The organism is Neisseria sp. HMSC070H10 (assembly GCF_001837635.1).
In the GTDB taxonomy this organism is placed as follows: Bacteria; Pseudomonadota; Gammaproteobacteria; order Burkholderiales; family Neisseriaceae; genus Neisseria; species Neisseria subflava_A.
In genome coordinates this window covers 82606-105294 of record NZ_KV833380.1, presented here as the reverse complement: position 1 = coordinate 105294, position 22689 = coordinate 82606, and the positions used below count along the sequence as shown (strand labels likewise).

The 22689-nt window shown below is 46.2% G+C and carries 19 protein-coding genes, 1 tRNA gene and 1 riboswitch; of the genes, 14 read left to right on the top strand and 6 right to left on the bottom strand.

From position 1 onward, the window contains the following. Positions 1 to 153: 153 nt before the first annotated feature. Together HMPREF2606_RS08100 and HMPREF2606_RS08095 are read left to right on the top strand one after the other, a co-directional pair. Positions 154 to 438, top strand: a complete 285-nt coding sequence (locus HMPREF2606_RS08100; RefSeq protein WP_003684382.1) for a PepSY domain-containing protein — start codon at positions 154 to 156, stop codon at positions 436 to 438. 166 nt (positions 439 to 604) lie between these two features. Beyond that, a complete protein-coding gene (locus tag HMPREF2606_RS08095) occupies positions 605 to 2467 on the top strand; it encodes a Pycsar system effector family protein (protein ID WP_070843490.1) in 1863 nt (620 codons plus the stop codon). Positions 2468 to 2606: 139 nt separating this feature from the next. Here the strand turns inward: HMPREF2606_RS08095 and HMPREF2606_RS08090 are convergent, their stop codons facing one another. Continuing rightward, complete coding sequence (locus HMPREF2606_RS08090) at positions 2607 to 3206, bottom strand: CDP-alcohol phosphatidyltransferase family protein (RefSeq protein ID WP_070712245.1); 600 nt, start codon at positions 3204 to 3206, stop codon at positions 2607 to 2609. 71 nt (positions 3207 to 3277) lie between these two features. Further along, positions 3278 to 3323: riboswitch (PreQ1 riboswitch) on the top strand. A 3-nt stretch (positions 3324 to 3326) separates the two neighbouring features. On the opposite strand from HMPREF2606_RS08090, the gene queC reads away from it, so the two are divergent. Further along, a complete protein-coding gene (gene queC, locus HMPREF2606_RS08085) occupies positions 3327 to 3986 on the top strand; it encodes a 7-cyano-7-deazaguanine synthase QueC (protein ID WP_070712246.1) in 660 nt (219 codons plus the stop codon). 95 nt (positions 3987 to 4081) lie between these two features. Here the strand turns inward: queC and HMPREF2606_RS08080 are convergent, their stop codons facing one another. Beyond that, positions 4082 to 5143 (bottom strand): L,D-transpeptidase, encoded by a 1062-nt coding sequence (locus HMPREF2606_RS08080; protein ID WP_070843500.1) that lies wholly within the window; start codon positions 5141 to 5143, stop codon positions 4082 to 4084. 140 nt (positions 5144 to 5283) lie between these two features. Between HMPREF2606_RS08080 and rlmD the strand changes: the two genes are divergently transcribed. From rlmD to HMPREF2606_RS08030, 10 genes are all read left to right on the top strand, one after another. Further along, positions 5284 to 6609, top strand: coding sequence for a 23S rRNA (uracil(1939)-C(5))-methyltransferase RlmD (rlmD, locus tag HMPREF2606_RS08075; protein ID WP_070712247.1), 1326 nt, complete (start codon positions 5284 to 5286; stop codon positions 6607 to 6609). Positions 6610 to 6733: 124 nt separating this feature from the next. Beyond that, positions 6734 to 8209: a 23S rRNA methyltransferase gene (locus HMPREF2606_RS08070; RefSeq protein ID WP_070843489.1), complete on the top strand. Its 1476-nt coding sequence runs from the start codon at positions 6734 to 6736 to the stop codon at positions 8207 to 8209. A 23-nt stretch (positions 8210 to 8232) separates the two neighbouring features. Continuing rightward, entirely contained in the window at positions 8233 to 9336 is a 1104-nt protein-coding gene (locus tag HMPREF2606_RS08065; RefSeq protein WP_070843488.1) for a response regulator, read from the top strand. Positions 9337 to 9346: 10 nt separating this feature from the next. Further along, entirely contained in the window at positions 9347 to 9883 is a 537-nt protein-coding gene (locus tag HMPREF2606_RS08060) for a GTP-binding protein (protein ID WP_003748733.1), read from the top strand. 1 nt (position 9884) lies between these two features. Next, complete coding sequence (locus tag HMPREF2606_RS08055; RefSeq protein WP_070646666.1) at positions 9885 to 10526, top strand: peptidase M23; 642 nt, start codon at positions 9885 to 9887, stop codon at positions 10524 to 10526. Between the two features lie 39 nt (positions 10527 to 10565). Then, on the top strand, positions 10566 to 10925 hold the full coding sequence (locus HMPREF2606_RS08050; RefSeq protein WP_070460119.1) for a roadblock/LC7 domain-containing protein: 360 nt from the start codon (positions 10566 to 10568) through the stop codon (positions 10923 to 10925). 96 nt (positions 10926 to 11021) lie between these two features. Beyond that, positions 11022 to 11097 (top strand) — tRNA-Asn (locus HMPREF2606_RS08045). A gap of 198 nt (positions 11098 to 11295) precedes the next feature. Then, positions 11296 to 12087, top strand: a complete 792-nt coding sequence (locus HMPREF2606_RS08040; RefSeq protein WP_070843487.1) for a fimb protein — start codon at positions 11296 to 11298, stop codon at positions 12085 to 12087. A 260-nt stretch (positions 12088 to 12347) separates the two neighbouring features. Next, a complete protein-coding gene (locus HMPREF2606_RS08035) occupies positions 12348 to 13913 on the top strand; it encodes a TerC family protein (RefSeq protein WP_070843486.1) in 1566 nt (521 codons plus the stop codon). 318 nt (positions 13914 to 14231) lie between these two features. Then, complete coding sequence (locus tag HMPREF2606_RS08030) at positions 14232 to 14909, top strand: hypothetical protein (RefSeq protein ID WP_070843485.1); 678 nt, start codon at positions 14232 to 14234, stop codon at positions 14907 to 14909. A gap of 47 nt (positions 14910 to 14956) precedes the next feature. Here HMPREF2606_RS08030 and HMPREF2606_RS08025 read toward each other — a convergent pair whose 3' ends face one another. Next, positions 14957 to 16060 carry an anhydro-N-acetylmuramic acid kinase gene (locus HMPREF2606_RS08025; RefSeq protein WP_070712252.1) on the bottom strand — a complete coding sequence of 368 codons (1104 nt, stop codon included), beginning with the start codon at positions 16058 to 16060 and terminating at the stop codon, positions 14957 to 14959. A gap of 153 nt (positions 16061 to 16213) precedes the next feature. On the opposite strand from HMPREF2606_RS08025, the gene HMPREF2606_RS08020 reads away from it, so the two are divergent. Continuing rightward, a complete protein-coding gene (locus HMPREF2606_RS08020; RefSeq protein ID WP_070712253.1) occupies positions 16214 to 17788 on the top strand; it encodes an inorganic phosphate transporter in 1575 nt (524 codons plus the stop codon). Between the two features lie 337 nt (positions 17789 to 18125). Here HMPREF2606_RS08020 and HMPREF2606_RS08015 read toward each other — a convergent pair whose 3' ends face one another. The 3 genes from HMPREF2606_RS08015 to secA form a co-directional block, all read right to left on the bottom strand. Then, positions 18126 to 18563 carry a ProQ/FINO family protein gene (locus HMPREF2606_RS08015; RefSeq protein WP_070712254.1) on the bottom strand — a complete coding sequence of 146 codons (438 nt, stop codon included), beginning with the start codon at positions 18561 to 18563 and terminating at the stop codon, positions 18126 to 18128. 117 nt (positions 18564 to 18680) lie between these two features. After that, on the bottom strand, positions 18681 to 19781 hold the full coding sequence (gene aroC / locus HMPREF2606_RS08010) for a chorismate synthase (protein ID WP_070712255.1): 1101 nt from the start codon (positions 19779 to 19781) through the stop codon (positions 18681 to 18683). A gap of 132 nt (positions 19782 to 19913) precedes the next feature. Beyond that, positions 19914 to 22667, bottom strand: coding sequence for a preprotein translocase subunit SecA (gene secA, locus HMPREF2606_RS08005; RefSeq protein WP_070712256.1), 2754 nt, complete (start codon positions 22665 to 22667; stop codon positions 19914 to 19916). Positions 22668 to 22689 lie beyond the last annotated feature (22 nt).

The following is a 22689-nucleotide window of genomic DNA, read 5'->3' as shown; positions in this document are numbered from 1 at the left end:
ACGTTTGAAATTTGACGATTAAGGTTAAAGGCCGTCTGAACAGTTTTCAGACGGCCTTTACTGCGTTTAACCAAGCACTAATTAACTGCTAATTTTGCTGTGTTTTAATACATCCATCGAAACCCGAATACACATTTGAAAAGGAAATCAAACATGAAAAAATTCTTATTGACCGCCATCGTTGCTTTGTCTGCCGCTACTGCCGGTGCCAGCGATTACATCGAACACAAAATCTACAGCGACAAAAACTTCGAGCAAAACCGTGCTAAAGCCGTAAAAATGTTGGAGCAACGCGGCTATCAAGTTCACGATGTTGAAGCCGATAGCCGTCGCGGCCAGCCTGTGTTGGATATCGAGGCTTTTAAAGATGGCCGTGAGTACGACATTGTTTTGTCTTATCCTGATTTGAAAATTATTAAAGAACGCATCGACTATTAATATTTTGATGCAAAGCGGATTGTCGCAGGACTTTGGGGTTCTGCGGCAGTTTGCTATTTAGGTATTTAAAGAATGTAAGCAGCATGTAAATTACCTAAAATAAATGAACTAAATATGTTTTTTATTTTCCATTTAATTCAAAGTGTTTGATGTTGGGAGTCATGATATGGATTTGAATGATTGGAAGGAAGACGGCCGGCAGAAGCAGATGGGAGACCAAGGCAAACCTTTAAACGACGGCGTATCTGCCGATTCCCAACAGGACGTTGATTTTTGGGATCGCAATCGAAACAATACTGTTGAAAACGAAGTTGGTGTTGCGGCTGAAGCGGTAGAAATTCAGGAGGTGGTAGAAGGTCAGGAAGCAGTTGAACATCCTGAGATGCCGTCTGAAAAAAGTAAAAAGAAAACCAAACGCAAAAAAGACAAGGCAAAAAAGAAAAAAAATAAAGCCGAAGATTTGAATGCGCCTGATTTGTTGGGTACGAATAAGGGCGTGGAAACCATGTTCCGCAACGCCGTACGCTCGGAGATGGAATTGTTGGCGCTGGCGGCAACCAAAGCGAATATTATGATTTCGCTGAATGGTTTTATCGTGTCTGCACTGATGATTTCGGGCGCGTTTATTTTTTCATCGTCGCCCGAATTTTTGATTCCGGCCAGTACGTTTATGATTACTGCCGCCGCGTCTATCGTGTTTGCGTTGCTTTCTGCTTCACCGGAACGTATCGGCAAAATGCAGGCGGCGCGAACATGGTTTAAGGATTTTATCCGCGGCCGTTCTAAACTGCGGGATTTGAAAACCCGCCTCAGTAGTACCGAAACGCGCTTTTTTGGCGGCAGCCAACCCAATATTTTGATTTATGAAGACCGTGTGAAACTGCAAAAAGATCAATATTGGGAAATGATGCAGGAGATTATGGGCGACCGTAAACAAATCTATGAAAAGATGAGCGACCATCTTTATTGGCTTGGTTTGTTGGCGGACAAACAGTTCAAATACATCAATTTGTCTTACGCGGTATTCCGCTGGGGCTTACTGGCTTCACTGGTGGCGTTTATTGGCGTGAAAACATTGCCGTCATTGCTGATACCGCCGGCCAACAATGCGGCAGAGTTGCGTTCGATGGGGATCAATATGTTTAACGGTGTGTACGAGCCTTCCGCCGTACAACAGCTTCCGGACGGCAATTTGTTGATTGCGGAAGACGAACCCAACCATGCGTTCAGTATTGTCAGCATTGATAAAACCGGCAGGTTTGTGGAAGACGAGGCATTGGATACGCGCGTGATTACCGGTTTCAAACGCCGTCTCAGCGACTTGGAGGCTTTGGCGCGCGATGATGAAGGCTTTATCTACGCGCTGACTTCACATTCGCGTACCCGTAAAGGCAACCGTTCGCCCGACCGCGAACACCTGATGCGCTTTAAAATCCAAGACGGCAATGTGTTGGGGCTGACCAGCTACGACAATCTGACTCAGGTTTTGGAAACCGATCACAAGCTGCATGATTTGATTCGCGAGCGAACCAAGGCTGAAGTTTCTTTTGAAGAAATCAATATTGAGGGCATGGCGTTTGATCCGGTGAAAAAACGTCTTGTTTTGGGCTTCCGTGATCCTGAGTTCAACAATATGGCTTTGGTCGCATTTATCAGCAACCCGAAAGATGTGTTTGAGCGCAATGCCAAACCTGAATTTGATGAAGTGGCGGTGATTGATATTGATGGCGGCGGTATCCGTTCCCTCAACTATGATCCTGTGTTGAAAACCTACGTGATTGCTAATGAAGTGAAGGATGAGAATGGACAGAAATTCTCGCAACTGTGGACTTGGAGCGGTAACCCGACTGATGAACCGCAAAAAATCTCTCTGCCTAACCTGCAACACATCACTAACGTTGAGGCCGTCGATTCGATTACCGTTAACGGCAAGCCGCAGATGATTCTGATGGGCGATGAAGGCAATGCTTCGCAGAAAATTACTGCCAAGTATATGTTGGTAGATTACAGTCAACTGGGTAAACAGTAAGTTATCTTCGCTGACGAATAAAAGGCCGTCTGAAACCGATAGTTTATGGTTTCAGACGGCCTTTTTGTTTTCAGTAAAACAGGTTGATGGGTTTGAATACTCTAATCAATGATGATTAACCCAAGAACGTGGATAAGTTTCAGACGGCCTTCAAGCCATTGATGACACGTTTGTAGCAGGTGTAAACCAGTGCCGCGCAGGCCAGCCACATAAGGATATAGAAAGTCGAATGGAAGCTGCCGGCGATTGCATACCATACGGCCAATGCGCCGATAAAGAATGCGCGGTCGCTTTTGCCGAATGGCCCGTCATAACGACGGCCGTTGCCATGAACTTGTCCCAAAACGCCGCAAAACTCGGTCATTGCCGCCAGCCAAATAAACAGGGCAATTTGTACGCCACCGAAGGGCGCGATAAAGGCAAAAGGCAGATATAAAGCAGCATCGGCGGCAATATCGGTGATTTCATTCAAATAGCCGCCCAATGCCGATTGTTGGCCGAACTCTCGTGCCAGCATACCGTCCATCGCATTCAGTGCCATACGGACAAACAACCAGATCGGTAAAAGCCAGAATAATGTGGATACACCTGCAAACAATGCTAAAAGCAAACCGATCAAAATGGAAACGGCGCAGGCAAACAGGGTAACCTGATTGGCAGTAATGCCTTTTTGATACAGTCTCTTAACAATGGGGCGCAACAGGTTTTGGAATTTTGGTTTCAGGGCGTAGATGCTCATGATTATGCTATATAAAAGAAAATGAAGTGCCGTGATTATAGACGAAATCCGTTATAATCCGTCAATCTTCGAATCACGCGGTTCGCAAACCTCCCGCGTTAACAAAACTAGGAATTTACTATGGAAAAACAGCAGGCCCTCGTTATTTTTTCGGGCGGGCAGGATTCAACAACCTGCCTGATTCAGGCAATTCAAACCTATGGCCGTGAAAATGTGCAGGCTATCACTTTTCAATATGGGCAACGCCACGCCATCGAATTGGAGCGCGCGCGTTGGATTGCCCAAGATTTGGGTGTAAAGCAGACGGTACTCGATTTGAGCCTGATGCAACAGATTACGCATAATGCCTTGATGGATGATACGGCATCCATTGAAACAGCTTCAGACGGCCTGCCCAATACATTTGTAGATGGACGCAATGCTTTGTTTTTGCTTTATGCCGCCATTTACGCCAAAGGGCAGGGGATACGCCATATCATTGCCGGCGTATGCGAAACCGACTTTTCCGGTTATCCCGACTGTCGCGATGTGTTCGTCAAGTCGATGAATGTTACGCTGAATCTGGCTATGGATTACGCTTTTCAAATCCACACGCCCTTGATGTATTTAACCAAAGCGCAAACATGGGCATTGGCGGATGAAATGGGTGTGTTGGATTACATTCGCGAGCGGACGCATACCTGTTATAACGGCGTGGTCGGCGGTTGTCATGAATGCCCGAGCTGTATTTTGCGCGAACGCGGCTTGTCAGAATATTTGGAAAGTAAAAAGGCCGTCTGAATCAAGAGGGGCCTATATTTCCAATATCCAGTAATACGAAAAGGCCGTCTGAACAATTCGTTTCAGACGGCCTTTGGCTATGTGTTTTGTTCTGCTTAGAACAGCAAATCTTCCGGTTCGCTGCTTGCCGGAGCCTCTTTTACAGGCGCAGAGGCCGGGGCAGTAGCCGGTTCGGAAGCGGCTTTAGGCACGGAAGCAGGCGTCTCGGCAGGAGTGGTTGCCGGTTTGGCAGCAGGTTTTGCCGGTTTCACCGGAGTCGGACGAACGCTTTGTTTCGGTTCGGATGCTGCTTTGTTTGTATCGTCGGTAGCATCGACTTCGATTTCAGTGCCTTGAGGCAATACCACATCTTTAGCAGGAGCCGGTTTCGGTATGACTTTTGGTTTGCTGTAAGCATCCGTGCCGCTGGTCCATGCCAAAGACTTCAAAGGTGATTTGAGTTTCACGCCTTTGGCGCAGGTCAGACAGTTTGCCGCGCCGGTGCGTCCTTTCAGGATTGCATCCACACGCGCTGCAGGAATGGTTTTGCCGTGCGCTTTTGCCCAAGCGGCAATGCTTTTTTTCAGGGCAGCCGTATCAAGGTTTTTCTTGTTGTACGGGTCGCGATAGGCAGCCAGCCACAAGTTTTGGTTGGCATCTTCGTTCAGGCTTGCCATTTGGTAGATAACGGAGGCAGGAGCACCTGTTGCGATGGTTTTGGCAAATTCCAATGCATCAGGCGATTTCATGCGCACGCAACCATGGCTGCGGACACCGGGCACGCTGGCAGGGGCATTGGTGCCGTGAATGCCCAGGCTTAATTTGGGGTCGCCAAGACGGACAAATACGGGACCAAGCGGATTATTCGGGCCGGCAGGTACGCTTTTTACGCCGTCATTGCGTTCTTTTTGGATGGATTTAGGGATATGCCAAACCGGGTTGTAGGCTTTGGCGCCGATTTTGTGTTCGCCCAGTGTAGTTTGGGTCATGGCTTTACCGACGGCAACAGGATAAATTTTGCTCAGTTTGCCGTTGTCGTAGAGGAACAAACGCTGTTGCGTAATATTGATAACGACGTGTTGTCCGGAAGAGGCGGGAGAGACGTCTGGAATAAGTGTGTTTGCAGCAGCGGCCGAGGTCAGAAGGGCGGCTGTCAGGCCAAGGAATAATTTTTTCATGTCGTCTTTTTTTTGTAGGGATTGAAATGAAAGTTTTTGGCGCATGATACCTGAAACTCTGTGTTTTTGTGAGAAAATATGCGCTTTCGGTATTGAAAGACAGTCAGAAGGCCGGTAAGCGGCTGTCTGACGGAAACGGTATGAGTGTGAAAGAACGGTATCAAGAGGCGGAAGTTTTTTCTTTGGATTATGAGGGCAGGGGTGTTGCCAGAGTCGATGGGAAGACTGTATTCATCGGCGGTGCGCTGCCCGGAGAGCGTGTAACGTTTGCCATTCATAAGGAAAAAAAGCAGTTTGCAGAAGCTCAGGTCGAAACGGTTTTAAAACCTTCTTCCGAACGCGTTGAGCCCGCTTGTTGCTATTTTGATACATGTGGTGGCTGTTCGCTCCAACATGTTTCCTTTGGCGCGCAAGTTGCATTAAAGCAACGGATTTTAGAAGAGCAGTTGGAACGGATAGGTAAGGTCAAGCCTGAGATAATTTTGCTCCCTTTATATGGTTACTCCTGGTATTATCGCGATAGAGCACGTTTAAGTGTTTCGATGGATAAGCAAGGCCGTCTGAAACTCGGTTTTCAGGCCAAAAAAAGCCATGATGTCGTCAATATCCGCCATTGCCATATTTTGCCTAAGCATGTGTCCGATAGGTTGCCTGATGTCCGCAATTTGCTGCAAAAGCTGCATGATGACGGTGTGAAAGTGAAATTTGTTGAGTTTTATTGCGGAAAAAATGTGACCGTATTCAACATTCGTTTCGTAAATCAACCGTTTGGACAAATATTAAGCGAATTGCGTAATTGGTTTGATAAGATATTGTCGGGTGCTGAAAAGGCATGGCAAATATGGCTGCAGGATCATGCCGAGTCCTTGCCGTTTTACCCTGAGAACGCGCCTGCCCTGAACTATACTTTTGCTCAATTTGATGTGGAAATGCCTTACAAGCCGGGTGATTTTACGCAGATTAATGCGCAATTGAACGAAGTGATGGTGGCAAGGGCGGTCAGGCTTTTAAACCCTCAAAAAGGGGAGAGGATTGCCGATTTGTTTTGCGGTTTGGGCAATTTTAGTTTGCCGCTGGCAAAAAGTGGTGCATCGGTTGTCGGTATTGAAGGTGCCGATTATTTGGTCGATAGGGCAAGGGAAAATGCACGCCTGAATCGTTGTGCCGAGAATATGACGTTTTCTGTTGCAGACTTGTTCGATACCGATGAAAAAACTGTTGAGTCGTGGGGGCAATTTGACAAGATGTTGCTGGATCCTCCGAGAAACGGGGCTTATGCTGTTGTCAAATCGCTACACAAGCCGTTTTTGCCTCAGAAGATAGTGTATGTTTCGTGCAATCCATCAACATTTGCACGAGATGCCGGTGTCTTGGTTGATAAGGGCTATAAGTTTAAGGCGGTAGGAATCATGAATATGTTTGCACAAACCTCGCATGTTGAATCCATTGGTGTGTTTGAGTTGTAAATTGGTATCAAGTCCTTTATGGGGGTAGGGTTTCTAATGTGAAAATGGGTGCGTTCATGTTATCATCATTCGTTTTGGGAATTAATAGCGTTGAAGTTGCGTGTAAAGCAACAGATGTTAATAAATGCAGTTTGCAGCACAAGACCGGGAGGTGTTCTTGAACTATCAACTTTTAACTATTCTTTTGCTGGTGCTTTTTTTGCTGGTGTTGGTTTTTGTTCGTCATAAACAAAGTAACAATTCAGACAAACAAAGCGTACATGCATCAAAAAGCGGCCGTACATCTGCTGCTCATACAGCCTCCTCTGAGGATGGAAACGACTGGATTGAGAAAGTCAACCAGACAGTTTCCAATGCGGATAATCAAGACTGGGAATGGGGCGGAAGCGGATCAAACGATGCAACAGCTTCTGTTTCCGCACAAGAAGTCGATCCGTTGACCGAATATCAGGTTTATAAACAGTTCGGCTATGAGAGTAAGGCTGCAGAGTCTTTGGCCGGTTATCTCAATACTTTGGAAGACGGCGCTCCGGAAAAGCTGGTTCATGAATTAATCGGTTTGAATCTGCGGGTCGGTAATATCGACATGCTGGCGGATACACTTGAGCGTCATAGTGCCTCACTTTCAGAAGATAGTGTAGCCGAATACCTGAAAGCCGGTCTGGCTTTGGATTCTACTAACCTGCGCCTGCGTGTTTTTGCCGAGCATCATCTTGGTTGGAATATGCAGGAAGTCGATCGTCAAATTGGCGAACAAAGCGGTTTCGAAGTTGCTTCCGACGGACATATTGCCTTTGAGAACGATTCGGTTGAACGTATTGTCGTTCCTGGTATGGGCAAACATGCGCCTATCGTATTAGGTAAGAAAGATTTTGGCGAAATTAGCCCTGAAGAGATGGGTGCGGTTATTGGTTTTGCCAAACCGGAACGCAGTGCAAAAATCCTGAAAGACAAGATTAGCTACGAGACTGCTTTGCATCAATACAACAAAGCAATCCAAACTTCTGCGAAGCCTGCTGATCTCATTATCGATGCCTTGCGTCTGGATTATCAGAATGAAGAAGTAGGGCAGTTTGCCAAGCATCTGTGGAAGCTTTACCACTCTTTGGGTCAATATGGCCGTCAAGTAAAAGAACGTATGCTTGGTTGGGGTTATAGCCTTGGTTATCACGAAATTTTTGATGATTTGGAAAAAGGGCCGTCTGAACAGCAAATTAAAGAGATTGGCTTGAAACGCGGTTATATCCAGCCAAGTTCTTTGCAGATGAAAGCCAAATATCGTGAGTTGGTTCAAAAAGACTCTTCAGTCATCAGCGCGAGCTCTTCACCTGCAGATGAAGCCGTGAAAGAAGTCGAATCTTTGTTGGCCTATGGTCAGTTGGATTTGGCCATCGGTACTTTGGAACAGGCTGTTTTGCAGTATCCTCAAGAATCGCAGTTATACATTATCTTGTTTGATTTGTACGAACGCGTTGAAGATTGGGGACGTTTGGAACAATTTCTGCGCTTGTTGCGTGAACGTGTTGTCAGCCTGCCTGAAGAGGTTGTCTTGGCAATGAGCCGTCTCTTGCAACGAATGAACCAATATTCAAAAAAATAAGATAATCGTAGAAAGTACGAGTGATGAATAATCATTTACCAAAAATTAAAACCATACGGGTTATGTTACAGGAGATGGGTGAGCAACAGCAGGCGGTATTCCGTATGGCATTTAAAATGCACAATACGACGAATTACGTCATCGTTTCCCCTGATTCTGATGAAAAACCGGATTTGGTATTGGTTGATACCGATACTCCGGCAGGTGTAGAAGCTTGGAAAGAGTCGAAGAAAACTTATCCGGAAGTACCTGTGGCTATGTTTTCTTCCGAGTTGCCGACAGTAATGACTCCTTATTTGGCTAAGCCGGTCAAATTTGATACCTTGTTTCCTGTTTTGCGCAGCCTGGCTCAAGGTGGCAATGTTTTTGAGCCGTCTGAGCAACAAGCGGCTGAAGAGAATAAAAGACAATCAAATTCCGATGGCACTAGAAAAGCAACCATTCGCCGATTTAATCCAAATAAAGGCTTGTTGGGCGCGCTGAAATTTGCCAGTCAAGGACATCAAGATGTTGCTGTCTTGCATGAAGGCAAGCCGATATTAATCGTGTTTCCTAGTATTCAGCGTGTACTGTTGACAGTCAGTGCCAATGAGTTGGAGAAATTGTGTAAGAACGATAACTTGGCTGTCGTGTGTAAGGCTGTTCCTGATAATCCTCAATGGAAAGAAAAAGCCAAAGTCACCATTATGTCATGCTTGTGGCAAATGGCTATTTGGACTGCATCAGGCCGTCTGATTTATCCGATGACGCCGCAAACTGTTTTTACACTCAAGCGGTGGCCAAACTTAACCCGTTTGGCACATGTTCCGGAATCTATGCGTCTGTCGGCATTTCTGACGAAAACGTCTGTTAATCTGAACATCCTCTATAAAGTTATGCCTTTAGAAATGCCTGATATTTTGAACTATTTATCGGCAACATATATGACCGGCTTTTTGGCGACAGATACAGAGTTTGCAACTGATGCGAACAATACGCCTTCATTGAACGAACAGATTGATGTGAATAGCAAAGACGTACCTGAAACAGCAATGAGCAAAGAGGCTCAAAAAATTGCCGGTCCGTCGAAAGAACAACCTCGCGGCCTGTTGCAACGCCTGATGCGTAAGTTGCTGGGTAAATCGTAAAGGACACGTCATGAAAGAAAATAAAATTATCTTTACCGGTCCTGTTGGCGTAGGTAAAACCACTGCAATTTCAGCTTTATCTGATGAACCACCGGTTCAAACCGATGCATCCGCATCCGATATGACACTTGTCCGCAAGGGGTACACGACTGTAGCGATGGATTACGGTGTCATTCATTTGGATGAGGAAACCAAGGTCCATCTTTATGGTACGCCTGGTCAGGAGCGTTTTAATTTCATGTGGGAAATTCTGAGCCAAGGCAGTATGGGTTTGGTGCTTCTTTTGGATAATACAAGAAGCAATCCATTGAAAGACTTGCAATTCTTCTTGGATGCATTCCGGGAATTGCTGAAAAAAGCGCCTTTGGTTGTAGGGGTAACGAAGATGGATATCCGATCCTTACCAAGCGTGGATGTTTATCAAAAATATTTAGCACAGAATAATTTTAATGTACCGGTTTTTGAGATTGATGCGCGTCGAGAAGACGATGTAAAACAATTAGTTACTGCTATGTTGTTCTCAATTGACCCCGGATTAGAGGTATAAGATGGAAGCGACACTTTCTTTACAAGCAAATTTATATCCTAAGATTACACCGGCGGGTGCGTATTATGCTGTTTCAAATGATACGCCCAGTGCCAGCAGAACTTTATTGTATGGCCTGTTGCGTGCAGAGCCGTCTGAAACCATCAGCAGCGAAAAAATCTTGGCATGGGCGGATACCAGCGACATCAATACCGCTTTGAACCTACTGTATCGCCTCCAACGCTTGGAATTTTTGTATGGTGATGAAGAAATCAGCACAGACGATATCCATTTGACTGACGAGCAATTGCCTACATTGTTGGAACAGTTGTCTAATTCTGGCAAAGCTTTATTGGCTGATGAAAACGGTTTGTATTTTGCCAATGCTAATTTCCATCACGAGGCTGCGGAAGAGTTGGGCCTTTTGGCGAGTGAAGTGGCCAAAATGGAAGACAAACACCGTCTTTTGATTCGCAATAACCTGCATATCAATAATAGTGCATGGGGTATTTGTGATCCTTCAGGCCAAAGTGAATTGACCTTTTTCCCCCTGTATATTGGCATGACCAAGCTGATTTTGGTAATTGGCGGAATGCCTGACTTAAATAAAGAGGCTTTTGTTACTTTGGTTAAAGTGCTGTACCACCGATACGGCAGCCGTTGATTTTTGCCTGACCGATATTTATTTTAGAATGGAGCGACTATGCAACAACTATTAATCTCTGTATTAAGCGATTTGAACAATACCTCTGCTGATATCACTGCTTCTGCAGTTATTTCTACAGACGGCCTGCCGATCGCAACCATGCTGCCTTCCCACCTGAATGCAGACCGTGTAGGTGCGATGTCGGCAACGCTTTTGGCATTGGGTAATCGTTCCGTACATGAGTTGGCTTGCGGTGAGTTGGATCAGGTAATGGTTAAAGGTAAAAATGGCTATATTCTGTTGAGTCAAGCAGGTGAAAATGCAGTGTTGGTATTGATGGCAAAAGAAAGCGGTAAATTGGGCTTGATTTTGTTGGATGCGAAACGTGCGGCCAAACAAATTGCTGAAATCTTATAAAGTTTTATAAATTAAAAAGATATAAAATATTTTTGTTTTTATATAGATTGTTGCTTGACAAGTTTCTGATATTTTCTATATAATTCCATCTTTAATTCCCCGATAGCTCAGTCGGTAGAGCGACGGACTGTTAATCCGCAGGTCCCTGGTTCGAGCCCAGGTCGGGGAGCCAAATTTTAAAACCACCATCTTGTATGGTGGTTTTTATTTTATCTATTTATTGGTATTTTAAACATATTAATAATGCGTGGTGAGATGGTTGCAGTTAATGCTTCAATTTTCAGACGGCCTACCAGCATATTTAAATATCTCATTTATTTTTTAAGCTATACATAATATTTATAGAAGAAATAATATCTTATTGTTATCTATGGAAAACGGACATACATTACATTCTTCACCACGCTTTCGGTTCGCATTAAAAAATGCGGCATGGCATTTGTTGATTAGTCTGATTTTGGCAGGATTGGCCGCTTTGTTGGTATTTGGAGTTTGGTATCCTTATCCGTATGCCGAACTGACAGGCGGATTGGCTTTATATAAACTGGTCATTTCAGTAGATATTGTTTGCGGCCCGTTGCTGACTTTGATTCTTGCCAGCCCGAGCAAGAAACTTAAAGAGAGGATTATTGATTTTTCCTTAATCGGCATGATTCAGCTGGTTGCTTTAATTTATGGTTTGTACAACGTATCTTTGGCGCGTCCAGTGGTTTCCGCATTCGAAACCGATAGGATAAATGTGGTAACTGCTGCAGAAATTGATGTCAATGACTTGAGCCATGCTCCGAAGGATTTGCAGGGTTTATCTTGGTTTGGCGTGCGTCGTGTTGGGTTACGTGAAGCAATGAGTCCAGATGAGGCTAACCAAAGTCTTGATTTGTCTTTGAAAGGTATTGAACCGAGTATGAGGCCTTCTTGGTGGTTGCCAGATTCGCAACAGGAACGTGAGAAAATTCGTAAGGTAATGAAACCGTTGTCTGTCTTGGTAAAAGCCCGTGGCATGAGTGAGGAATCAATTTTTAAACAGGCTTCATTGGAAAACAATGGGAAAGAGTTGTATTTCTTGCCGTTTACCAGTGCGCGAAGTAAAGAATGGGTTGTGATATTGAATGATCAGGCAGATTTCTTGGGTTATGCGCCGATTGATGGTTTTATCAAGTAAGAAAAGGCCGTCTGAAAGCTGGTAAGTGATGGTATAGACTGTTTTTAAAAGAAAATATGCTGTCAGACTTTGCCTTTCTTTCGTCAAACTGATAAACTGTTTGCCATTATTGTTGACCGAGGCATAAAATTTTCATGAAAGACGCAGAGCAGAGTAGTTGTTATACCGCTTCTTTCCCTTTATCTATGCCCGAAATTTGGCAGTCTGTCCGTTTTAAGCGGAACGGCTGCCTTTTTGTATTTTAAAGGAACGCTATCATTATGGATTTCAGTTGGTTGGCCGAGCCGCATACTTGGATAGGCTTTGCCACGCTTCTGGTTTTGGAAGTTGTTTTAGGTATTGATAACCTTGTTTTCGTAGCGATTTTGGCAAACAAGGTTAAACCGTCGCAACGTGATAAGGCACGGATAACGGGCTTGGGTTTGGCCGTAGTTATTCGGATTTTTATGCTGGGCTTTATGGCGCACATCATGACGCTGACTCGACCTTTGTTTGAGTTGGGCGGCTTGGAGATTTCCGGTAAAGACATGATTATGTTTGCCGGCGGTATTTTCCTGCTTTATAAAGCGACTACTGAGCTGCACGAACGCCTTGAGGGCCACAATCAATTTGCGGTTGCTGAAGGACAGAAGAAGCATTCTTCTTTTTGGGGCGTTGTGGCGCAAATCTTGATTTTGGATGCAGTTTTCTCTATCGATTCTGTTATTACGGCAGTGGCGATGGTGGATCATATTGTGGTGGCAATGGGTGCGGTTGTTGTGGCGATGACGGTGATGATTTCTGCCAGCAAACCGTTGACTGCCTTTGTGGACAAGCATCCGACCGTTGTGATGTTGTGTTTGGGTTTCTTGTTGATGATTGGTTTCAGCCTGATTGCGGAAGCCTTCCATTTCCATATTCCGAAAGGCTATTTGTATGCGGCGATCGGTTTCTCGATTTTGATCGAGCTGTTTAATCAGGTTTCGCAAAAGAATGCCCGCAAAAATGACTACATCAGTACTTCTTGGCGTAAGCGCACCGCTGAAAATGTGTTGGGTATGATGGGTATCCGCGAAAGCATTTTGGCAAAAGCAGGAGATAACGGCGGCGATGACGAGCATTTTGAAGAAAACGAAAAATCCATGATTCGCAGCGTGCTGACTTTGGCGGAGCGTCCGATTATGGGCGTGATGATTCCGCGTCGGGAAATCGAGAAATTGGATATTTCCCAAAGTCGGGAAGAACAAAATGCGCAGTTGAAAAATACGCCGTATAGCCGTTTGTTGGTTGTTGGTAAGGCAGGTGTAGATGAGCCTTTGGGCTATATCAGTAAAAAAGATTTACTGAACCAGCTGCTTGAATCGGGAGAAATCAATATTCAGACGGCCTTGCGCCAACCATTGATTTTGCCGGACAGTACGACGGCGTTGAATGCGATTGAATTGTTCCGTCAAAGCAGCGCGGATTATGCCTTGGTGGTGGATGAGTTTGGTGCGGTGTTAGGCATGGTAACCATGAAAGATTTATTGGAAACCATTGCCGGTGAGTTCCCCGAAGAGTTTGAGCGTGAGGAAGAAGAAGCTGCTCCAGCCAGTCAGGATGAAACACTGTCTGTGGATGGTGCATTGGAGTATGTGGAATTGGCTTCTCAGTTAAATCTGCCTGCTCAAGAGGAAGATGCGGACTTTCATACCGTTGCCGGCTTGATTATGGAAGAGTTGCAAAGTATTCCTGATGTAGGTGATTTCATCGATTACCATGGCTGGCGTTTTGAGGTGGTTGAGAAGGATGGGCAACGGATTGCCCGTGTGAAAATCAATCGTTTGCCGGAAGAAGAATGCTGTTAATCCCATACCAACAGAAGTAAAAAAGCTAGAAGGGAGGACTATTGGTAAAACTTTAACACAAAACCAAGCTGTACAAGCTGATGCAATTTATTTAAAAAATTTAGGTGCGACAGATATTAGGATTAATCAGCAACAGGTTAATGGAAATCTTTGTCGCGTAGGAATATGCCGCCCAGACTTGCAAGCAATGCTTCCATCAGGTAAAAGGGTGTATATTGAGTACGATCGAAGCACTTCATCGCGCGGAATACCACACGCAGATCGAATATTCAGCAATGATAAAGATGCTATTGTTATTTTAAGGACGTTAGATTGATTATGAATAACCCACAGTTTTTTTTACAAGATCATAAACCTCATACCACTCATTTGTGTTTCTTTAAAATTCCATTTAATGAGATGGTGTTACGCTTTGAGCAAAGATTGCAAGAGCTTGGTCTAATATGGGGGTGGACGGTACATCATCAAAAAGTATCTGATGAATTAAGTTTGTCGGATAAAATTAAAATGTTGGAACCTTTTGCGCTGAGATACCCCAATAAATATATTATTTTAGAGACTGCTTCTGAATGGTGCTTATATATGGAAAATGGATATCGTGGTACAGACGTATTTAGCCAACCTAGTTATCTATCCGAAACATGGGGGATACAGAATATCAGCTTATATCTTTCTCCAGATTTTAAGAAAGATGAATTTGGTGCGGTAATGTTTCATTGGCGAAATGGTGCAAATAAAATCTCAGAATATGCAGTAGAAAGTAGAACAATTATGGTGCATAAAGAAACCAGTAAAACAACTTTTGAACAAAGTGGAAAACCTTTTGAATTTGAGAACTTAACTAGCTATGAAAAAAGAATCAAAAAGGAGCGATTAACGGTTGATATGGTTGCTGAATATTGCAAACATTTTAATATTGATTTGTTTAACTTAGATTTTTATAAAGGACGTGCAGCATTATTTACAACCCATAAAAAAAAGGAAAGGCTAATATAGTAAAGGCCGTCTGAAAATGTTCAGACGGCCTTTTTATTGATTCAACTTTAGTTGCCGTAATGTCCCGAACCTAAGATTCGGTGTGAATGTGCGCCGGTTGCATGGTGGGGGTTGCTCGGAACTTGATTGCACCAACAGGCTGCAAGCCAGGCAAAAGCGGCGGCTTCGACCCATTGCGGGTCAAGATGGAGCTTGGCTGTGCTGTGCAATTTGGTGACGGGAGAAAACAGGGTTTCCAAGTCTTGCATCAAAACCGGATTGCGGATGCCGCCGCCGCAGATATAAAGATGATGAATCGCCGGAGCAGCTTGTTTGGTCGCATCAAAAATGGTTTGTGCGGTATAAAAGACCAATGTGCGCATGACATCTTCCGGCTTTTCATTACCTTTCAGACGGCCTTGAAGCCAGCTTAGGGAAAACAACTCTCGGCCTGTACTTTTGGGATAAGGGCGGCTGAAGTAAGGATGGTCGAGCAGGGAAGCGAGCAGGTCAGGGAGGATTTTGCCTTGTGCGGCTTTTTCCCCATTTTTGTCGTAAGGCTGCTGCCAAATATGTTGCATCCATGCGTCCATCAGCATATTGCCGGGGCCAGTATCGAAGCCGAAAGAAGGGCTATCGGGCGGGAGGATGCTGATATTGGAAATGCCGCCAATGTTGAGTACGGCGCGGGTTTCATTCGCATCTTGAAACAGCGCTTCGTGAAAAGCGGGGACGAGGGGCGCACCTTGACCATTGCAGGCAAGGTCGCGGCTGCGGAAGTCGCCAATTGTGAAAATGCCGGTCAGTTCGGCTAACAGGGGGAGGTTGACCAGTTGAATGCTGTAACCGTGTTCAGGCGCATGGCGGATGGTTTGTCCGTGGCAGCCGATCGCGGCAATGTCTTGAGCCGACAGGTTTTGCTCTGCCAACAGTTGCTGTACGGTTTGGGCGTATAGGCGGCTGAGTGTTTGCGCCAGGATATTGCTTCTGTGCAATTCATTTTCGCCTATGTCTTGTAGTGCCAACAATTCTTGGCGCAGGCCGTCTGAATAGGGTAGAAAGCTGTGGGTAACGGCTCGTTGCCATTGCTTGCCCTGCATTTGAATCAGTACGGCATCGGCACCGTCCATGCTGGTTCCTGACATGATGCCGATATAGTATTGGGGTTGCATTTCGGTTACAGAAAGAGGAGGTAAAACGACATTTTAACGCCTTTTGACGTTTTTACGGGAATTTCGGCATTTAATGTAAATAGTTGGTGCAAGAAAGATTACAAAAAGGTTAAAATAACGCGACTCAACATGTTTTCCAAAAGGAAACTTTCCATGGCTCAAACTCAGTCGAGTGCGAACTTGAAGCTGATTAATACGGTTTTTGCCGCTATGCTTGTGAGCATGGTCGGCTATTTTATTTATTGGGGCCTGGGTTATACCCACTACAACCACTCCGGCCTGTTTATCCTTGCTACCTTTTTCGGCGTCTTCATGGCGTTTAATGTGGGTGGTAACGATATTGCCAACTCTTTCGGTACAAGTGTCGGCTCCGGCACATTGACCATTCCGCAAGCCTTGCTGATTGCGGCAGTATTTGAAGTCAGTGGCGCAGTGATTGCCGGTGGCGAGGTAACAGATACCATCCGTAAGGGTATTGTCGATTTGAATGGCATGCATCTGGATCCGATGCAGTTTGTCTTTATTATGATGTCTGCGCTTTTGGCTGCGGCATTGTGGCTGCTTTTTGCATCTCGCAAAGGTCTGCCGGTTTCCACTACACATGCCATTATCGGCGGTATCGTCGGTAGCGCCTTATGTATGGCGGCATTGAACGGTGTGGATTCCGTTACGTTGATTCAATGGGACAAGTTGGGCGAAATTGCATTGTCTTGGATATTGTCTCCGGTTTTGGGTGGCATCGTTTCCTATCTGTTGTTTTCACGAATTAAGAAAAACGTTTTGGACTACAACTCTTGGGCCGATAATACGCTCAAAGGCATCAAGCTGGAGAAGAAAGCCTATAAAGAAGAGCATCGCCTGTTTTTTGAAGCCTTGAGTGAGTCTGAAAAAGTCGAATACGCCACCAAAATGGCGCACGATGCCCAAATTTATGATGAGCCGGACTTTGATCCCGAAGAATTGCAGTCTGAGTATTATCGCGGTCTGCACCGCTTTGACAGCCGTAAGGGCGAAGTAGATTCTTACAAAGCCCTGCATTCTTGGGTGCCGTTTATTGCTTCTGTCGGCGGTATGATGATTGCGGCCATGTTGATTTTCAAAGGTCTGAAAAATCTGCATTTGGGTATGAGCAACGTCAACAGCTTCCTGACCATTTTCATGATCGGCGCGGCTATTTGGATGGGTACGTTTGTATTCGCCAAAAGTTTGAAACGCAAAGATTTGGATAAATCGACTTTCCAAATGTTCTCATGGATGCAGGTATTTACCGCTTGCGGTTTCGCATTCAGCCATGGTGCAAACGATATTGCCAATGCGATTGGTCCGTTTGCCGCGATTATGGATGTGTTGCGTACCAACAGCATTACCGCTCAAAACGCCGTGCCGCCAATTGCCATGTTGACTTTCGGTATCGCTTTGATCGTCGGCTTATGGTTTGTCGGTAAAGAAGTGATTAAAACCGTAGGCACCAGCTTGGCAGAAATGCATCCCGCGTCAGGTTTTTCTGCAGAGCTTTCTGCCGCCGCCGTCGTGATGGCCGCATCATTTATGGGCTTACCTGTTTCCAGTACCCATATCTTGGTGGGTGCAGTTTTGGGTATCGGCTTGGTTAACCGCAATGCCAACTGGAAGTTGATGAAACCGATCGGCCTTGCTTGGGTTATTACCTTGCCTGCCGCTGCCGTTTTGTCTGTTGTCAGCTATTTGGTTTTACAAGCCGTGTTTTAATTGGCTATTTGATTTCAAAAGGCCGTCTGAAAGATAGATTTCAGACGGCCTTTATTTATTTTTGTAAGGGGTAGATTTGAGTTTGTTTTAGCGATGTATAAATCATGCTGTTCAATGTTTGAACTGATACAAGAGTAATCAAGGTAATAGAGAAATACCTTATTGGGAATATTTTAGAAAAGATTTTGGTTCGTAGTGAGGGCAAATAAAGCTATTTTTAATCAGCCCACTATAAGGTTAAGGTAATAAAAAAGCCCCAATTCATCGACGTTAAAGATGTCGTATTGAATTGGGGTCTCTATTTATTTAGTGCAAGCCTTAGCAGGCCGTCTGAACATTATTCAGCAGCTTCGTTGGTCTCAGCTTGTGCAGGAGCTGTTTCTGCTTCAGCGGTAGCCTTAGCGGCTTGGCGTTCGGCTTGTGCAGCTAATGCCTGTTGAACGGCTGGGTGCTGTTGGGCGATGGTTTGTTCTTCTACGCTGACTTCGCCTTTGAAGCGGTTGTTCAAGTCAAAACGTTTGCCGCCGCGAGCCAAGGCTTTCAGATAGCGCGGACGGCGGCAGTGGTTGGCCAGTACGCGTGCAATCAGTGCAGGGTCGTATTGGGGCAGGGCGGCAACCAAGTCTTGGTCGATCCCGACGGCCAACGGTTTGAATCGTTTGAATACATCATATTTGCCGTAAATGTGGTCGGCAATCATGTCTGTCTGTTTTTTCTTGCTCATGGTTTGGACGGCAGATTTCAGCGCAGCGCCCAAAGCGGTTTCTTGTGCCATTGCGGTTGTATTCCTCTAATATAAATCCGTATTTTCGTCATACGGCAATAAGGTGCTATTGTAGTATAAAGACTGTGATTTGGCTAAATTTTTCTGAGAATATTCAGAAATAAACGGTTATTTTTCCAATTTGGCAATGTCCGGTGTATTTACCTGAACATCGGCATTTTGTGCACGATGGCGTAAGGCGTGGTCAATCAATACCAATGCCAGCATGGCTTCTGCAATCGGAGCGGCGCGTAATCCGACGCAGGGGTCGTGGCGGCCGTGTGTGGCAAGTTCGACAGGGTTGCCCTCTATATCAATGCTGTGGCGCGGTGTGGCGATGGAACTGGTCGGTTTAATGGCAATATTCACATGAATTTCTTGTCCGGTGCTGATGCCGCCCAAGATGCCGCCTGAGTGGTTGGATAGAAAACCTTGAGGCGTGAGCTCGTCGCCATGCTCGCTGCCGCGTTGAGTTACGCTATCAAAACCTGCACCGATTTCCACGCCTTTGACGGCGTTAATACCCATCATGGCATAGGCAATTTCTGCATCGAGGCGGTCAAAAACCGGTTCGCCTAAGCCGACAGGGACGTTGGCTGCTTCGATATGAAGTTTTGCGCCGACAGAATCCAATGATTTGCGCACGCTGTCCATATAGTTTTCCAAGTCCTCAATTTGGCTTTGGTTTGCTGCAAAAAAAGGATTTTGGGAAATATATTCGTAGCCTTCAAACTGGATTTCTTTTTCTCCGACTTGGGTAACGTAGGCGGTAATTTCAGTACCGAATTTTTCTTTCAGCCATTTTTTCGCAACTGCTCCGGCTGCAACGCGGGCAGCGGTTTCGCGGGCGGAACTTCTACCGCCGCCGCGATAGTCGCGTGTACCGTATTTATGCCAGTAGGTGTAATCGGCATGACCGGGGCGGAAGCTGGTGGCGATATTGCCATAGTCTTTGCTGCGTTGGTCGGTATTGCGGATTAGGAGGGCGATGGGTGTACCGGTGGTTTTGCCTTCGAATACGCCGGAGAGGATTTCGACTTGGTCGGCTTCGCGGCGTTGGGTAACGTGGCGGCTGGTGCCGGGTTTGCGGCGGTCAAGGTCAAATTGGATATCCGCTTCGCTCAATTCTAATCCTGGCGGGCAGCCGTCGATGATGCAGCCCAAGCCTGCGCCGTGGCTTTCGCCGAAAGTGGTAACGGTAAAGATTTGTCCGAAGGTATTGCCTGCCATAGGGATACTCTTTTGAAATTGGGGTTGGAAATTTTTTACTTGTTTGGATAATTCTCAGGCCGTCTGAACGGTGAAACGAGAATCTTTGATTTCGTTTTTACACTTGTTCAGACGGCCTTTTGAGATGACTGCTTAGTTTAATTTACCGTGGCACTGTTTGTATTTCAGGCCGCTGCCGCAAGGGCAAGGATCGTTGCGGTGAACAATTAGGCCGTTTTGTGCAAGTGCTTCAGGGCTGAAGTCTGTGCTGTCAGGATCGAACGCTTCGGTAACCAAATCGGTTTGCGATTGACCGAGCAATTCTTCCATATCAGGCGCATCGGAGTGGACGGTTTGAACATCGCTGACGCTTTGTGCGGCAGTGTGGTCGTATTCGCTGTTGCGCTCGATTTGAACGGCAGTCAGCAAAGCGGCAATGTTTTGTTTGATACCGCGCCACAGATTTTCAAACATGGCGAAAGCTTCGCGTTTGTATTCTTGTTTCGGATTTTTCTGAGCATAGCTGCGCAGGTGGATGCCTTGGCGCAAGTAGTCCATAGCGGCGAGGTGTTCGCGCCATTGGTTGTCGATAACTTGCAGCATAACATTGCGTTCGAAGTCTGACATAGCCTGTTTGCCGACCAATTTGACTTTTTCGGCATACTCGTCTTCGATGCGCTTGATGAGGCGTTCTTTAATGTCTTGGTTGTCCAAAGTGCTGTCTTCTTTCAGCCAGCCTTTAATATCGACATGCAGGCGGAAATCGGCGGCAAGTTGGTGCTCCAGTGCCGGAATGTCCCATTGCTCTTCCATGCTGTCAGGCGGGATGTGGTAATCAACCAAGTCGCTGATAACGTCGGCGCGGATTTCACGGGTCAAATCGCTGACGTCTTTGCTGGTCAGGATTTCGTTACGTTGATGGTAAATCACTTTACGTTGGTCATTGGCAACATCATCGTATTCCAAAACTTGTTTACGCATATCGAAGTTGCGGCCTTCGACTTTACGTTGTGCGCCTTCGATTTGACGGGTCAGCAGGCCGTGTTCGATGGCAACGCCGCGTTCAGGTGCCAAGCGGTTGAGGATGGCTGCGGCACGGTCGAGTGCAAACAGACGCAGCAATGGATCTTCAAACGACAGATAGAAACGGCTGGAGCCAGGGTCGCCCTGACGACCGGCACGACCACGCAATTGGTTGTCGATACGGCGGCTTTCATGGCGTTCTGTACCGATAATGTGCAAACCGCCTGCGGCCACAACTTGGTCGTGTTCAGCTTGCCAACCGCTTTCAAGGGCGGAAATTTGCGCTTGTTTTTGCTGTTCGCTCAGGGTTTCATCGGCGTGGATGGCTTCGATTTGATGTTTGAGGTTGCCACCCAAGACAATATCGGTACCGCGGCCGGCCATGTTGGTGGCAACGGTAATTGCGCCGACTTTACCGGCTTGAGCTACAATCAATGCCTCGCGCTCGTGTTCTTTGGCGTTCAGAACGTTATGCGGCAGACCGGCTTTGTGTAACAAGTCAGAAACCAGTTCGGAGTTTTCGATGCTGGTGGTGCCGACCAAAACCGGTTGACCGTTTTTGTGGCATTCGGCAATGTCTTTGACAACGGCTTCAAATTTTTCTTCAGCTGAACGGAAGATTTGGTCGTTGAAGTCTTTACGTTGTACAGGACGGTTGGTCGGGATGATGACGGTTTCGAGGTTGTAAATGCTTTGGAACTCGAAGGCTTCGGTGTCGGCCGTACCGGTCATACCGGACAGTTTGCTGTACAGGCGGAAGTAGTTTTGGAAGGTAATAGATGCAAGCGTTTGGTTTTCGCGTTTGATTTCTACGCCTTCTTTGGCTTCAACAGCTTGGTGCAAGCCTTCGGACCAACGGCGGCCGGCCATCAGACGGCCTGTGAATTCGTCCACAATCACGATTTCACCGTCTTGAATGACGTAGTGTTGGTCTTTGTGGAACAGGGTGTGCGCGCGCAATGCAGCCATGAGGTGGTGCATCAGGGAAATATTGGCGGCAGAGTAGAGCGAATCGTTTTCCTGCAATAAGCCCATTTGGGTCAGGATTTGCTCGGCGTGTTCGTGACCGGCTTCGCTCAGGATAACTTGGTGTGCTTTTTCATCTACCCAGTAATCGCCTTCGCCTTCTTCGGTTTCTTGGCGGATAAGGTGGGCAGGAACGGCGTTCATCACACGGTAGAGCTGGATGTTGTCATCCGCCTGGCCGGAAATAATCAGCGGCGTACGCGCTTCGTCAATCAAAATGGAGTCCACTTCGTCGACTACGGCAAAGTTTAATTCGCGTTGAACTTTGTCGTATTGGTCGGTAACCATATTGTCGCGCAGGTAGTCGAAGCCGAATTCGTTGTTGGTGCCGTAAGTAATGTCGGCGCCGTAAGCGGTTTGGCGTTCGAAAGGTTGCAAATCGGCTACGATCACGCCGACGCTCAAGCCTAAGAAGTTGTACAGCGGCTCCATAATGCTCGCGTCACGGGAGGCGAGGTAGTCGTTGACGGTAACGACGTGTACGCCTTTTCCTGACAATGCATTCAGGTAAACGGCAAGGGTAGCCACCAGTGTTTTACCTTCACCGGTACGCATTTCGGCGATTTTGCCGTTGTGCAGAACCATACCGCCGATCAGCTGTACATCGAAGTGGCGCATGCCCAATACACGGCTCGATGCTTCGCGGCAGACGGCAAAGGCTTCAACCAAAATATCATCTAGCGTTTGTCCGTCAGAGAGGCGTTGTTTGAATTCGGCGGTTTTGGCCTGTAAATCTGCGTCGCTCAACGCTTTCATCTGTTCTTCGAGTGCATTGATTTTAGCAACGGATTTACGATATTGTTTCAGCAGGCGGTCGTTGCGGCTGCCGAAGATTTTCTTAGCAATGTTTGTCAGCATGAATAATTCCTGCGCCTTGATA

What these genes read in the sequence shown, in the direction of transcription:
- aroC (WP_070712255.1), bottom strand. Translation starts at nt 19,781, where the DNA reads ATGGCAGGCAATACCTTCGGACAAATCTTTACCGTTACCACTTTCGGC.
- HMPREF2606_RS08095 (WP_070843490.1), top strand. Translation starts at nt 605, where the DNA reads ATGGATTTGAATGATTGGAAGGAAGACGGCCGGCAGAAGCAGATGGGA.
- HMPREF2606_RS08090 (WP_070712245.1), bottom strand. Translation starts at nt 3,206, where the DNA reads ATGAGCATCTACGCCCTGAAACCAAAATTCCAAAACCTGTTGCGCCCC.
- HMPREF2606_RS08065 (WP_070843488.1), top strand. Translation starts at nt 8,233, where the DNA reads ATGAATAATCATTTACCAAAAATTAAAACCATACGGGTTATGTTACAG.
- HMPREF2606_RS08060 (WP_003748733.1), top strand. Translation starts at nt 9,347, where the DNA reads ATGAAAGAAAATAAAATTATCTTTACCGGTCCTGTTGGCGTAGGTAAA.
- secA (WP_070712256.1), bottom strand. Translation starts at nt 22,667, where the DNA reads ATGCTGACAAACATTGCTAAGAAAATCTTCGGCAGCCGCAACGACCGC.
- HMPREF2606_RS08015 (WP_070712254.1), bottom strand. Translation starts at nt 18,563, where the DNA reads ATGGCACAAGAAACCGCTTTGGGCGCTGCGCTGAAATCTGCCGTCCAA.
- queC (WP_070712246.1), top strand. Translation starts at nt 3,327, where the DNA reads ATGGAAAAACAGCAGGCCCTCGTTATTTTTTCGGGCGGGCAGGATTCA.
- HMPREF2606_RS08055 (WP_070646666.1), top strand. Translation starts at nt 9,885, where the DNA reads ATGGAAGCGACACTTTCTTTACAAGCAAATTTATATCCTAAGATTACA.
- HMPREF2606_RS08100 (WP_003684382.1), top strand. Translation starts at nt 154, where the DNA reads ATGAAAAAATTCTTATTGACCGCCATCGTTGCTTTGTCTGCCGCTACT.
- HMPREF2606_RS08040 (WP_070843487.1), top strand. Translation starts at nt 11,296, where the DNA reads ATGGAAAACGGACATACATTACATTCTTCACCACGCTTTCGGTTCGCA.
- HMPREF2606_RS08050 (WP_070460119.1), top strand. Translation starts at nt 10,566, where the DNA reads ATGCAACAACTATTAATCTCTGTATTAAGCGATTTGAACAATACCTCT.
- HMPREF2606_RS08020 (WP_070712253.1), top strand. Translation starts at nt 16,214, where the DNA reads ATGGCTCAAACTCAGTCGAGTGCGAACTTGAAGCTGATTAATACGGTT.
- HMPREF2606_RS08070 (WP_070843489.1), top strand. Translation starts at nt 6,734, where the DNA reads ATGCAGTTTGCAGCACAAGACCGGGAGGTGTTCTTGAACTATCAACTT.
- rlmD (WP_070712247.1), top strand. Translation starts at nt 5,284, where the DNA reads ATGAGTGTGAAAGAACGGTATCAAGAGGCGGAAGTTTTTTCTTTGGAT.
- HMPREF2606_RS08030 (WP_070843485.1), top strand. Translation starts at nt 14,232, where the DNA reads ATGAATAACCCACAGTTTTTTTTACAAGATCATAAACCTCATACCACT.
- HMPREF2606_RS08025 (WP_070712252.1), bottom strand. Translation starts at nt 16,060, where the DNA reads ATGCAACCCCAATACTATATCGGCATCATGTCAGGAACCAGCATGGAC.
- HMPREF2606_RS08035 (WP_070843486.1), top strand. Translation starts at nt 12,348, where the DNA reads ATGGATTTCAGTTGGTTGGCCGAGCCGCATACTTGGATAGGCTTTGCC.
- HMPREF2606_RS08080 (WP_070843500.1), bottom strand. Translation starts at nt 5,143, where the DNA reads ATGAAAAAATTATTCCTTGGCCTGACAGCCGCCCTTCTGACCTCGGCC.